The following is a 12542-nucleotide window of genomic DNA, read 5'->3' as shown; positions in this document are numbered from 1 at the left end:
GATTCGCCCTACCATGGGCAGTCTCGAGGACGATCTCCAGTTGGCATCCGCGTGCCTCGGTGGAGATCGTTCTGCGCTGGCGACGTTCGAGCGCGCCCACCTGCGTGAGATTGGCGCCTTCGTGGCGCACATCGATCGCGCGCCGGCGTTTGCCGACGAGGTTCGGCAGGTGTTGCGCGCGTCGCTTCTCGTGGCGGGCCAAGACGGTCACGAGCCGGGGCTTGCCGGGTACCGTGGCCGGGGTTCGCTTGGTGGCTTCGTTCGCGTGGCCGCGGTGCGCACGGCGCTGAATTTGAAACGGCAGGCACGGCGTGCATCCGCCCGCGAGGAGGCGGCGGGGACGGAGGGATTGGCGGCTGCAAGCGTGAGTCCCGAGCTCGCATACGCGCGCGAGCAATACCGCGAGGCCTTCGGCGAGGCCTTGCGTGCGACCATTGCCGAGTTGTCCGCGCGGGATCGCACGCTGCTCCGGCTGTACCATGCCGAGGGGGTTGCCCTGGAAGCGTTGGCCGCGCTCTATCGTGTGCACCTTTCGACGGTGTCGCGCTGGCTGACTTGCGCGCGCGAGCAGTTGTCCGAGGCCACCTTGCGCCGCCTGCGCGAGCGTCTGCGCGTGGGGCCGAGCGACGCCGAGAGCATCGCCGCGCTGCTCATGAGCCAACTCGATGTCAGTCTGGTGCGTCTTTTTCGCGAGGCCGGGTAGCCATGCACGCGTGCCTGTCCGACGAACTCGTGTTGGCCTTCGTCGAGGATCGGCTGCGTGCTCCCGAGCGCGCGGATCTCGAGGCGCATTTGAGTGGCTGCGATGAGTGTTGCGCGCTCGTCGCAAGCCTGGCCAAGACGTGGTTCGTGGAGAAAGAGCCATCGCGTTACGCCGCCGGCCAGCGCGTGGGGCCGTACACCATCGTGGCCTTCGCCGGCCGCGGCGGCATGGGCGAGGTGTACCGCGCGCGCGATCCGCGATTGGGGCGCGATGTGGCCATCAAAGTGCTGCCCGCGCGCTTCGCCGACGACGAAGAACGGCTCGCCCGCGCCCACGTCGAGGCGCGCGCCACGGGAAAAATTGCGCACCCGCATGCGGTGACGGTGTTCGACGTGGGGATGCACGACGGCGTTCCCTATCTGGTCACCGAATGGCTCTCGGGGATGACCTTGGGCGAGCGGCTGACCCGAGGAAAACTCGCCCCCTCCGAGGTGTGCCGCCTGGGGGCGCAACTCGCGCGCGCCCTCGGGGCGGCGCACGACAATGGGGTCATCCATCGCGATCTCAAACCGGACAACGTGTTTCTCTGCGACGGTGGAGGCTGCAAGGTCCTCGACTTCGGGGTGGCGCGGCTGGTGGCCTCGTTCGAAGAGTTTCTGCCCGGCCTCGCCACGGAGCCGGGGATGCTCGTGGGAACGGTGGGCTACATGTCGCCGGAGCAAATTCGCGGCGAGGAGGTCGACGCGCGTACGGATCTTTTCGCCCTGGGCGCGGTGCTCTACGAGATGGCCACTGGCCAAAAGCCCTTTGGAAACGGTACCGCGGTGGAGCGCATGACCGCGACCCTGCGGGACGATCCGCCGCCCTGTGAAGGCGACCTGGGGCCGATCGTGGCGCGCTGTCTGGCCAAGTCGCCGGCGGCACGTTATCAATCCGCACACGATCTCGCCTTTCAATTGGAGGCGCTCGCGAAGGCACCCGCGGCGGCGCGTCCGCCAGCACCGCGATCGCGCCGCGCCATGGTGGTCCTGGGGGCCGCGTCCCTGGTCGCCGCGCTCCTGGCATTTTCCATGGGCCGGCGCGCGGTCACCCACGAACCGACGGCCCGGCCCACGTACCGTCCGCTCACGTTCGGGCGCGGGCAGGTCCTTTCGGCGCGCTACTCGGCCGATGGGCATACCATCGTGTACAGTGCTTCGTGGGATGGGGGCCCCGCGCAGCTTTACACCACGCGCACGGAGCTACCCGGCTCGAAGCCGCTCGGCATGAACGCCGACGTGCGCGGTATTTCGGCGCAAGGCGAGCTTGCCCTGCTGCTCGACCCGCAGTTCTACGAGATGGGGACGCCGAGCGGCACCCTGGCGCGGATGCGGCTCGGGGGCGGCGCACCGCGGGAGGTCCTGGAGCACGCTTTCGAGGCCGATTGGCACCCGAATGGCGGTGAGCTCGCGGCGGTGAGCAAGACGGAAACTCGGTATCGGATCGAATACCCCCTTGGGACCGTCCGCTACGAGGGAGAGTCCTGGCCGAGTCATTTGCGCGTGTCGCCGCGTGGCGACAAGTTGGCATTCCTCTTTCATCGCGACCCAAAGGACGACATGGGCGCGGTGGCCATTTTGGAGGGGAATGGGCCGATTCGTGAGCTTTCGGGAGGCTGGGGCAGCATCCGCGGCCTGGCGTGGGCGCCCGGTGGAAACGAAATATGGTTCAGCGCCGCGCGCACCGGAGGCGACTATGGGCTTTATGCCATTGGCGAAGGGGGAGGGGAGCCTCGTCTGGTCGATCGCGTGGCGGGGAGCATTCTTTTGCACGACATTTCGGCCGACGGAAAAGTGCTCGTCGACCATCGCGAGTACCGCACCGCGCTCTACGTGGGCAATGGCCAAGGTGAACGCGATTTCACGTCGTCAGCCGGCGCATACCTGACGGGGTTCTCCGCCGATGGTCGCACCGTGGTTTACGCCGACGAAGATGCCAGCGAAGGCCCCGACTACGGGGCCTACCTGCGAACGACCGATGGCGCGCCGCCGATCCGACTCGGAAACGGGTCGCCGTTCGCGCTTTCGCCGGATGGCCGCTGGGTGATCCTCCGCCTTCAGGGCCCGCCCGTCACGCTGTCGCTCGTTCCCACGGGACCCGGCGGGCCGCGCAAGCTTTCACTCGGCCCGGTCACGACGGTGTTCGAGGTGCGCTTTTTCCCCGATGGCCGGCGCATTCTCTTTCGCGGCATCGAGGGGACGGGGCACCTTCCCCGGGTGTGGATCCACGACCTCGACGAGGCCGGTCCGCGGCCGCTCACCCCCGAGGGAGTGGCCCCGCTCCCGACGATTTCGCCGAAGGGCGATCGCTTCGCGGGGCTCGGCCCCGACGGGGTGCTCCGCCTCTATGGCTTGCAGGGCGAGAGCCTCGGCGAGGTGCCGGGCCACTTTGCCGATCACCTCGCTGTGGGATTTAGCGAAAATGGGGAGGGGATCTACCTGCGAACGCGTTCCCTTCCCGTCCGGATTCGCCACGTGGCGCTCCCGTCCGGGACGGTGACGGAGCACATGACACTTCCGCTCGGTGGTCTTCGGCCGGGATTGGCGTCGATCATGACCCTCTATCTCAGCGCCGACGGCCGGTCGTACGCCTATTGCACCAGCGAGACGCTTTCGCGGCTCTACATCGTCGAGGGACTGTGAGCTATCTTCGTCGGGGTGAAGGTATCGAAGGTATCCCCGCGTAACCTGTTCTTTCTCGTATCGTCGTGGGCATTCGCACTGACATTGGCGCTCTCGTGGTACGTCCAATGGTTCATCGTGATGCTCGTCCCCGTGGGTGCCGCTTTTCTGTTGGGCATCTACGACTTGCTGCAGAGCAAGCACTCCATCCGGCGTAACTTCCCGGTGATCGGGCACTTTCGCTATTTGTTCGAGTCGATTCGGCCGGAGCTCCAGCAGTATTTCGTGGAGTCCAACTCCTCGGGGCGCCCGTTCAGCCGGGATTTGCGGTCGCTCGTGTACCAGCGCGCGAAGAACGTGACCGACACCGTGCCGTTCGGAACGGAGAAGGACGTCTATTCGATGGGCTACGAATGGATCAACCATTCGCTCCTGGCCAAGCACCCCGCGGAGGAGCCGCCGCGGGTTCGCGTGGGCGGGCCGGATTGCACGCAGCCGTACGAGGCCGCCGTGCTCAATGTATCGGCCATGAGCTATGGCTCGCTGAGCGGCAACGCCATCCGCGCCTTGAATCGCGGGGCCAAGGCCGGTGGATTCGCGCACAACACCGGCGAGGGCGGCCTCACGCCGCACCACCTGGCCGAGGGGGCCGACATCATTTGGCAAATTGGCACGGGCTATTTCGGCTGCCGCGATGCCCACGGCAACTTCGAGGCGACCCTCTTCGAGGAAAAGGCCTCCATCGACGCCGTGAAGATGATTGAAATCAAGTTGAGCCAAGGCGCCAAGCCCGGACACGGAGGCATTCTCCCCGCGGCCAAGCTCACCCGCGAAATCGCCGCGATTCGCGGGTTGCCCATGGGCAAGGACGTGATTTCGCCGCCCACCCATTCGAGCTTTGGGACGCCGCTCGAGATGTGCGAGTTCATCGCCAAACTGCGCACGCTGGCCAAGGGCAAGCCCATTGGTTTCAAGCTGTGCGTGGGCAAGCGGCGCGAGTTTTTGGCCATTTGCAAGGCGATGCTGGAGACGGGCATCACGCCCGATTTCATCACCGTGGACGGCGGCGAGGGTGGCACCGGCGCGGCGCCGCTCGAGTTTTCCAATGTGGTGGGCACGCCGTTGGTTGAGGGCCTGGTGTTCGTGCACAATGCGCTGAACGGTGTGGGGCTGCGCGACCGCATCCGCATCATCGCCAGCGGCCGCATCGTGACGGGGTTCGATATCGCGCACAAGATCGCCATCGGCGCGGATTTGTGCAATTCGGCGCGCGCGATGATGTTCGCCCTCGGCTGCATTCAGGCGCAACAATGCAACGCGAACACGTGCCCCGCCGGCGTGGCGACCCAAGATCCGGATCTGGTGCGCGGCCTGGTCGTGGGCGACAAGGCCGTTCGCGTGACGAATTTCCAGCGCAACACGGTGCGCGCCTTCACCGAGATCCTCGGCGCCGCCGGTCTCTCGCATCCTTCGGAGTTGCGCCCCTGGCACGTCCTTCGACGCATTAGCCCGACCGAATCGAAGCACTACGGCGAAATGTACGAATACCTCGCCCCACAGGCGCTCCTCGCCACGGACTTGCCCAAGTCCTACGCCCGCCCGTGGCGCGCCGCCCAAGCCTCGAGCTTCGAATCCGCGGTGCGGGACGCGTAGGTGTTGGCCTTTACCAGCCGACGGCGACCAGGAGGTATTGCGGGTTGTCGTGTGAGATGAAGGTCGAATAGCCGCCCACGTCGTCGTAGGGGAAGCCATAGGCTTTCGCGCCGAGGGCGTGGTCGTGCCAAAACTTGGCGTAGTAATTCGCGGGGGCGGCCGTGTAGAACGTCGAGGCGTTCGCCCAGAGTTGCTGATTGCTCAGGTGGCCTGCGGAGTCGAAGCTTCCGGGGGCCGCGCCGACGTGGCGATAAATGGCCGCGGAGAGATCGGGATATGCACCGAGGCCGTCGCCGTTGGGGCCGGGCTTGGGGATGGTGATGCCGTTCGCCGACCAGATCTGGTTCACATAGCTGTCATAATAATGCTGATACGCGCCGCCGGCGTTGAAGCCGCCCGCGCCCGGTTCCACGATGCGATAAGGCGCGTTCGGCGCTTGGGCGAGTCCTTTGAACTCGGACGGCACGGAGTCCACGAATTTCTGGAAGGTGACCGCGCGGTCCTCCGCAAAGGTCGCATAATCCTCACCGACGGCGAGTTCCGATCCGTCGTGCGAGCGCAGCAACATCGCGATCTTCAGGCCGAATGCGTCCACCCGCGTGGTGTTGCCATTGTATTGATGCGCCCCGATGGTATGTTCGATGAAATCGAAATACCGGCTCTTCGTCGGATCCGACGCGCAGGTGGTGTCGCCCGTCAAGCAGACGTAGAAATACAGGCGGCCGGCGGAGTTGGCCGGCATGTCGTACAAAGGTCGTTCCGCGAAGGAGTGCGTCTCGGAGATCGAGCCCGATTTGAAGCTCCAAAAGAGCTCGGTGTCTTTGCGGACGCCGTTGGTGCGGTTGAGGAACTTGAACACGAGGACGTTCTGCGCCGGCGGAATGCCGCTCGAGTCCCAGAACCCGGCGGGCGGGTTCGTGCCGCTGTCGCCTGCGCCCCCGTCGCTCGGGCCACCGGTGGTGAAGACTTGCAGCTCCCAAAGTGAATATCCCCATTGGGTGGCGCGCTGGGTTCCAAGCACGCGCAGGTAACGGCCACTTCCGCTGACCGTGAGATTCTCCGTGCCGCCTGGGCTATTCGTGGTGCTGTAAATGTTCGACCACGTGTTGGCATCGTTGGATATTTGGATTTGATACGCCTTGCCGTACGCCGCTTCCCATTGGAGTCGAACGCCGCAAATCGCTTGAACTGACCCCAAATCGACTTGTATCCATTGGGGATCGCCAAATGCGCTCGACCAGCGCGTGCCGGTATTTCCGTCCGTTGCGGCGTTCGCCGGAAAGGCGCCGCTTTCCACGGACGAGGCGGTGGTGGTGCGGTTCAATGCCGCATTGACCGTGCCACACGCCGCGGCCAAAGGCTGCTCGACGGGAGCTTTGGATAAGGCAGCGGAAGGTTCATCCGCCGAACATTGGAACATGGACGCGGCGACAAGGACGGTTGCGCCGTGGACCAGGGATCGCTTGGGCATGCGACGGCTCCTTGAGCTTCGAGTGGGGACTCCGCGAGACCTTCGGCAATCCGGCGAGCGCACGCCCCCCCGATTGCGGAGGCATAAATGATGGTCGTCATCAATTCTGTCAAACGGAAACTTCGTGCCGCGCCGTGTTAGCGCAAAGGCCTATGCGAAGTTCCAGGTGCGAGGGAGTGCGGTATCGCAGATGTCGCAGACGAAGACGTCGTCCTTGATGAGATTTCGCTCGAAGCAATTCGGGCATCGGCGGAAGATGAACGCGCTGCTGAATTCACGTGGGTGGGGAATGCCGGCGCCTTCGAGGGCGTCGCGGATGGCAGGCCAACATTCGGGCTCCGGGCAGTAGCCGGTGGAGAGATTCGACACTGCGACGACCCGGGGTGTGTCGTCGGAAGAGAAGAAGATTTCACCTGCGCCGAGGACCGCGTCGCCGGAGGCACAGGCGACATGTTCGGAGCGGCGGCTGGCCAGGTAGAGATAGCCGTCTCTTCGAACGACGAAGGTCGCCGGGAGCAGATCGTTTTCGCGTTCCGCGCGGTGGGCTTGGCACCAATGCACGAGGTCCTCGGGCGAACGAATCACCGTACCCGGTGCAGATCCGCGGGCGCTCGTTCGGACGTGTTCGGGGCCGACGTAGTCGTAAATGCGCGTAGCCATGGATCCATTTGGGGACGTACCACGGTTGTCGCTACGTAGCGACTGTGGGCGGCGTGGACGCGGCGGGCGAGCTCGCATATAGGACGCGACCATGGGAACCAAGGCGATGTGGGGACGGATGGCCGGTGTTTCGATGGCGTTCGTCGTTTTTCTGGGGGCGTGCGGGGTTCGCGTGGACTATCTGCCGTTGAACAGTCCACCGCGCGAGATGCACGCGCGACTTCCGGCCGAGGTGGAGTTCTTCGAGGGGGTGGAGCCGAGCCAGCCCTACGTGGAAGTGGCGACCATCGATGGGAAGCGGCGGAGCAGCCACATCACGAAAGAGGAAATCTTCGCGCAGATTCGTGTGGTGGCCGCGGGCCATGGATGCGACGGCGTGAAGGTCATCGGTCGCATGACCGTCGACGATCACCTCGCATATCGAGCCGCATGCATCGTCTATCGTCCGAGCGCGGTGGCGTCGGAGTCCGAGCTAGCCACCTCGGTGCCCGCCCACCCGGCGAACGCGGACGAGGCCAAAGCAGCTGCTCCCGGGACCACGAAGACAACGACACCGAAATCGGAATAGCGCGCGCCTCCCCGCGGTTCGTCACCGCGTGGAGAACCATGCCCAACGGCACACGCGATTCCGCGGGGCCTTTCTCGGTTGCTTGCTGGGGGACGCGCTCGGCCGTCCCTTCGAGATGATGGCCGGCAACGACACACGCCTCGCGCCCGCCTTGGAGGCGATGCTCGCTGGCAAGGGCCGATGGCGTTACTCGGACGACACCCAAATGATGATGGCCGTGGCCGAGTCACTGGTGCGGTGCGGACGTGTCTCGGGGGCCGACATTCTCGCGGCGCTGGCTGCGAATTATGACCCGGCGCGGGGATACGGGAGCGGGATGCGGCGTGCGTTGGAGGCATTCCGAAGCGGGCGCGGAACGGCCTTCTCGTCGTGGGCGGAAGGCTCGAAAGGAAACTGTGCGGCCGTGCGGGGCGTGGCCATTGCGTGTGCATACCACGAGGACATGGAGACCCTGGCTGCCTTTGCCGAAGAAGCCGCAGGCGTCACGCATGGGCATCCCCTCGGGCGCGCCGGCGCCGTGGCCACGGCCGTTGGACTCGGGGCGGTGCTCGCGCGCGCGCCGAATCTCCTCGAGCTGATCGCGCAAGCTCCGACCGTCGTGGAAACGATCCTCGCTTCGAAAATCGAGAAGGCCTGGTACCTTGCACGTGAACACGCGGACGTGCAAAGCGCGGCCTCCGTTCTCGGGAACGGTATCGTGGCGGAGGATTCGGTTCCACTCGCCTTATTTTGCTTTCTGCGATGGGCGCCCGACTTCGTCGATGTGGTGCGAAATGCCATTCTGGCGGGCGGTGACACGGATACCATCGCCGCCATGGCGGGTGCGCTCTGTGGTGCGCAGATCGGTGAAGAGCATCTTCCCCCGGCTTGGCTCGACCGAGTCGAAACGGGGCCGAAGGGAATCGATGGCGTGCGAAATCTCGCCGACGGTGTCTTCGAGCTATGGAAGAAAGTCGCGGAGCATGTGGAATAATCGGCTCATGTTCTGCGCGGTAGATGTTCACTACGAGACCGAAAAGGGAATTGCGCGCGCGGCGTGCGTGCAATTTCAGGAATGGACGAGCGAAAAAGCCGTCGCCGAACATGTCGTCGAGGTGGCGGAGGTCGCCCCGTACGTGCCGGGCGAGTTTTTCAAACGAGAGCTGCCGCCGCTTCTGCGCGTGCTCGAGGCCTTGGGCGCGCTTCCGACGCTCGTGATCGTCGATGGCTACGTGTGGCTCGATACGGCGGGGCGGCCTGGTCTAGGGGCACATCTGCACGAGGCGTTGGGGGGCCGTGTGGCGGTGGTGGGGGCGGCCAAGACGGCTTTTCGCGGTGAGACGGGCGCGGTCCTGGTGCTGCGCGGCGAAAGTGCGAAGCCCTTGCTGGTGAGCGCCGCCGGCATCCCGCTCGACGAAGCCGCCGACGGCGTTCGACGTATGGCGGGCGAGCACCGCATCCCGACGCTTCTCAAGCGCGTCGACCACCTCGCGCGGGGCTTGTCGGGCTAGTTCGCTGATCTCGTGGAGGAGACCGAACTGGAGCTCGATGCCACGGTGCACGCCGTCCCCGGCGGACGGGGCACAAACGGGTGCGTGATCACGCGCTCCGCGCAATCTCAGACGGTCTTCTTCTGGCCTTCTCTTTGCCAGATAAAAATGAGGGGTAAGAAGTTCCGGTAGATGCGAGCAGATTTTGCGCTGCTTCCCCAACGTGGATGTCGGCTACCGGTCCGCGCCCGCAGCGCCTCCCATCACCGCTCTACGTGTTGTTCCCGCTGGCTGGACCCCCGTAGGGGTGGCTCCGCGCGTCAACGGGCACGTGGAGGGCTGTTGCCTCCCACTCGAACCTTGTGGCAACCCATCATTCAAATCCGCGACCTTGCGGGCGCGGGGTCCGGAGCCCCGCGCACGAAAGATCTGCCCCGACGCATTGCCAACAGGGTGCCAACCCAATCGCACGGAAAAATGTGTCCCTCCGGCGTACTGCTCCCTGTCCGGGACAAGACGGGCCCTGTCCCGGGACAGCCTCCGTCGACAATGCGGCGAGCGCAGCAGCGTTTCGGCCATCGACCCACCGGGCGAAAAGTTGCCCGCCCTCACAAAAGCGGCGTGCGCCGGCCACTCCATGTCACGACGGCGGTGCCGTCGCCTTCATGGAACTTAGGAATACGCTTTTTGCCTTGGCGCTGGCAGGTGCCACGTTGGGGCCCATTTCGAACGCGCACGGCTTTTGTCGGACGATGACGGGGCGTGAGGCCAACGATCCGCCCGGTACGAATCGGTGTGCCGGTTGGAATGAACGGGAGCAGCGTGCGTGTTGCCCGTATGGCAAGCCGCTCTATTGGAAGAATGCCTGCATCGGCTATAGCCTCCAAAAGGACGCGAGCCGCCAAGTTTCCTTGGCCGACGCGGAACGCGTGTTCACTCGCGCCTTCGAGACGTGGACGAAAACCACCTGCTCGAGCGATGCCGCATCGCGCGTGAGCATCCAGGTCAGTTACCTGGGACCCGTCGCGTGCGGGACCGTCGGATACGACACCGATGGGCCCAATCAGAACGTCATCGTTTTTCGCGACAGTTCTTGGGACCATATGGATGCGTCGAACACCCTCGGCCTCACCACCGTGCGTTACGACCCCACCACCGGCGAGATGTTCGACGCCGACATGGAGATCAACGCCTACCAGCGCCGCCCGCTCTCGATCGCCGACTCCCTGCCGTCGGGTGCGGTGGACCTGCCGAGCATTGCCACGCACGAAGCCGGGCACGTCCTCGGATTTGCACATTCCTCCGCGGAGGATGCCACCATGTTTGCTTCATATCGGGCCATGACCATGCGCGATCTGTCGCCGGACGACACCTCGGGCATCTGCGGCGTGTACAAATCCGACCAAACCCGAGTGACCGCAGCTGGCCCGCTACCAGCCGACTCGTGCGATCCGACACCGCGACACGGCTACACGGGCGCATGCGTATCCGAATCGTCCTCCGGAGGAGGCGGATGCTCCGTCCCGGGCGATGATTCCCCCCGCTCGCCATCGCCGATTGCCGTGGGACTCTCCGCCTTGGGCCTCGTGCTCTTGCGTCGCATGCGCGCGACGACGTCCGCCGACTGACCTCAGGGCACGTCGCGGGTGTTGGCGTCAGCCCATCGGGCGCCGTCCTCGATGTCCCAGCCATCGCCTTGCACCCGGGTCGGCGCGGCCTGCATGCGCTCTTCCGCGGTGGTCGACTCGATGCGGGCGCGGCGCTCGAGGGCCTCGTCGGAGAGTCCTGCGAGCGGCGTCTTTCGCGGCAAAAAGACCCATGTGGGCTGTGAGCCAAAGCCGATGAGGGGATACGAGACGTCGGGCAGGCGCTCGGAAACGAAGTAATTGCGCAGGAGGTTGGGCAGCAAGTCGTGCACGTTGGCTTGCTTGGGGGAGCGCATCTTCAAGGCGTCGATCTTGTCGAGAACGATGGCCGCGTAAGCCCGCTGCTCGATGTTGCTCACCAGACTCGCCGGCGCATCGAAACCGCCCACCGTCAGATCGACGATGGCGGCCGTGTGTAGGTGCCGCTTGGCCGAGACGTGCCCGCGTCCCTCCACGAACACCTCACCGCGCCGTTCGAGCTCCTGGATCCGGCCGGCGATGAGCGCCGCGCCGTCGACGTGCTCCTGAGTAGGGGAGACTGCCGCCGGTGAATACACGAACCGCGCGAGCTGGTAGAAGACGAGGAGCAGGATCGCGGCCGAAGTTCCCGCGCCCGCAGGCATGGATCGCGTGGACGCATTGGCCTCCAAGCGCGTCGCCACCACCGCCGTCGCTGCGCACGCCGAGGTCGACCAGAACATGAGCACGTTGTGAGCCCCACCAGGGTGGAGCAGGCCGGTGACCGACGAGACGAAGCCTGCGAGCAGCCAAGCGCCGAAGACGAGTGTTCGGCGGTCTTCCTCGTCGGCCTTTCTCGTCACGCGGCGTAGGAGTGCGCGGGCCATCGCGCCGAAGGTCGCCAAGGTCACCAGCTCGAACAGCAGGCACTTCAGGAGCGGCGGAAGGAGCGTCACTTTCCAATCTTCGAGCGCCATACCGTGCGCCGCCGGTATGTCGAAGCAATAGAACCAAAACCACCCGCCGCTCGCGTGGTTCAGTGCTGCCGCACCGACCGCCATGATGATCGCGCAGGGCACGCCAAAGGCAAAGGCGCGCTTTACCGACGCCCCGCACACGAGAAGCGCGCCGGTGACGCATACCACGAAGAGCAAAGCGGGCTGTTTGACGAAGAACGACAGCCCCAAAAGCGCGCCGGCAAAGACCGTCGAAGCGACGCTCTCGTACGACAGCAGCAGGGCCGAGGTGCTGAGCATCGCGACGAAGAGAGCGTCGCATCGTTCGATATCGTACCAATATCCCGTAAATGAATACGCGGCGAAGAACAGCCCCACGCCGAGCGCCGCCCAAAAATGCGACGCGCCGAGGCGCCGCGCGAGAATCCCCACATTGGTGGCGCTGACGAGGGTGCTTACCAGCGAAACTCCTTTGCACGCATAGACCAGTGGCGCGAATTGCGCGATAAACGCGCTCACCCAGTAATAGCCCGGCGGATACAGATACGGCACCCAATCCGCCGACGGCGGTACATACAAAGGAACGTTCCTTTGCACGCGCTCGACGTGGTCGAGGATGCCGCCAATCATGAATTCGACTTGGACTGGAAATCGTACGCGCGACCACGCAACGCGCGCGAAGCAAACGACGAATGCCATACCCGCCAAAAGCGCCAAAACGCGAAGAACGAATACCGCCTGCGGGGAACGCCGAATGTACCAACGACCACTCTTGAACATGATAATGCGAAGTTCGAT

At 65.0% G+C, this 12542-nt stretch carries 10 protein-coding genes; 7 read left to right on the top strand and 3 right to left on the bottom strand.

The genetic code is table 11. From position 1 onward, the window contains the following. Window positions 1-13 precede the first annotated feature (13 nt). Genes LVJ94_41575 through LVJ94_41565 form a run of 3 tightly spaced genes read left to right on the top strand, consistent with a single transcriptional unit; the run spans window position 14 to window position 5016 of the window. Entirely contained in the window at window positions 14-703 is a 690-nt protein-coding gene (locus LVJ94_41575; protein WXB03383.1) for a sigma-70 family RNA polymerase sigma factor, read from the top strand. A 2-nt stretch (window positions 704-705) separates the two neighbouring features. Further along, a complete protein-coding gene (locus LVJ94_41570; protein ID WXB03382.1) occupies window positions 706-3384 on the top strand; it encodes a protein kinase in 2679 nt (892 codons plus the stop codon). A 15-nt stretch (window positions 3385-3399) separates the two neighbouring features. Beyond that, the gene (locus LVJ94_41565; GenBank protein WXB03381.1) at window positions 3400-5016 is read left to right on the top strand and encodes an FMN-binding glutamate synthase family protein; all 1617 of its coding nucleotides are present in this window, start codon (window positions 3400-3402) and stop codon (window positions 5014-5016) included. Between the two features lie 10 nt (window positions 5017-5026). On the opposite strand, the gene LVJ94_41560 is transcribed toward LVJ94_41565, so the two are convergent. Together LVJ94_41560 and LVJ94_41555 are read right to left on the bottom strand one after the other, a co-directional pair. Further along, on the bottom strand, window positions 5027-6487 hold the full coding sequence (locus LVJ94_41560) for a beta-1,3-glucanase family protein (GenBank protein ID WXB03380.1): 1461 nt from the start codon (window positions 6485-6487) through the stop codon (window positions 5027-5029). A 150-nt stretch (window positions 6488-6637) separates the two neighbouring features. Then, window positions 6638-7147, bottom strand: coding sequence for a hypothetical protein (locus tag LVJ94_41555; protein ID WXB03379.1), 510 nt, complete (start codon window positions 7145-7147; stop codon window positions 6638-6640). Window positions 7148-7238: 91 nt separating this feature from the next. Between LVJ94_41555 and LVJ94_41550 the strand changes: the two genes are divergently transcribed. The 4 genes from LVJ94_41550 to LVJ94_41535 all read left to right on the top strand — a co-directional run bounded on the left by LVJ94_41550 (window position 7239) and on the right by LVJ94_41535 (window position 10812). After that, complete coding sequence (locus LVJ94_41550; protein WXB03378.1) at window positions 7239-7715, top strand: hypothetical protein; 477 nt, start codon at window positions 7239-7241, stop codon at window positions 7713-7715. Between the two features lie 28 nt (window positions 7716-7743). Further along, window positions 7744-8688 carry an ADP-ribosylglycohydrolase family protein gene (locus LVJ94_41545; protein WXB03377.1) on the top strand — a complete coding sequence of 315 codons (945 nt, stop codon included), beginning with the start codon at window positions 7744-7746 and terminating at the stop codon, window positions 8686-8688. Between the two features lie 7 nt (window positions 8689-8695). Continuing rightward, window positions 8696-9205 (top strand): endonuclease V, encoded by a 510-nt coding sequence (locus tag LVJ94_41540; protein ID WXB03376.1) that lies wholly within the window; start codon window positions 8696-8698, stop codon window positions 9203-9205. 644 nt (window positions 9206-9849) lie between these two features. Beyond that, window positions 9850-10812: a matrixin family metalloprotease gene (locus LVJ94_41535; protein WXB03375.1), complete on the top strand. Its 963-nt coding sequence runs from the start codon at window positions 9850-9852 to the stop codon at window positions 10810-10812. A 2-nt stretch (window positions 10813-10814) separates the two neighbouring features. Here the strand turns inward: LVJ94_41535 and LVJ94_41530 are convergent, their stop codons facing one another. After that, a complete protein-coding gene (locus tag LVJ94_41530) occupies window positions 10815-12374 on the bottom strand; it encodes a DUF2029 domain-containing protein (GenBank protein ID WXB03374.1) in 1560 nt (519 codons plus the stop codon). Window positions 12375-12542: the final 168 nt, after the last annotated feature.

Source organism: Sorangiineae bacterium MSr11367, from assembly GCA_037157805.1.
Taxonomy (GTDB): Bacteria; Myxococcota_A; Polyangia; order Polyangiales; family Polyangiaceae; genus Pendulispora; species Pendulispora rubella.
This window is presented reverse-complemented; position numbering and strand designations above follow the sequence as displayed.

Excerpts from the sequence above, each read along its gene's own strand:
- LVJ94_41540 (WXB03376.1), top strand. The coding sequence starts at position 8,696 with ATGTTCTGCGCGGTAGATGTTCACTACGAGACCGAAAAGGGAATTGCG.
- LVJ94_41550 (WXB03378.1), top strand. The coding sequence starts at position 7,239 with ATGGGAACCAAGGCGATGTGGGGACGGATGGCCGGTGTTTCGATGGCG.
- LVJ94_41555 (WXB03379.1), bottom strand. The coding sequence starts at position 7,147 with ATGGCTACGCGCATTTACGACTACGTCGGCCCCGAACACGTCCGAACG.
- LVJ94_41560 (WXB03380.1), bottom strand. The coding sequence starts at position 6,487 with ATGCCCAAGCGATCCCTGGTCCACGGCGCAACCGTCCTTGTCGCCGCG.
- LVJ94_41575 (WXB03383.1), top strand. The coding sequence starts at position 14 with ATGGGCAGTCTCGAGGACGATCTCCAGTTGGCATCCGCGTGCCTCGGT.
- LVJ94_41535 (WXB03375.1), top strand. The coding sequence starts at position 9,850 with ATGGAACTTAGGAATACGCTTTTTGCCTTGGCGCTGGCAGGTGCCACG.
- LVJ94_41570 (WXB03382.1), top strand. The coding sequence starts at position 706 with ATGCACGCGTGCCTGTCCGACGAACTCGTGTTGGCCTTCGTCGAGGAT.
- LVJ94_41530 (WXB03374.1), bottom strand. The coding sequence starts at position 12,374 with ATGATTGGCGGCATCCTCGACCACGTCGAGCGCGTGCAAAGGAACGTT.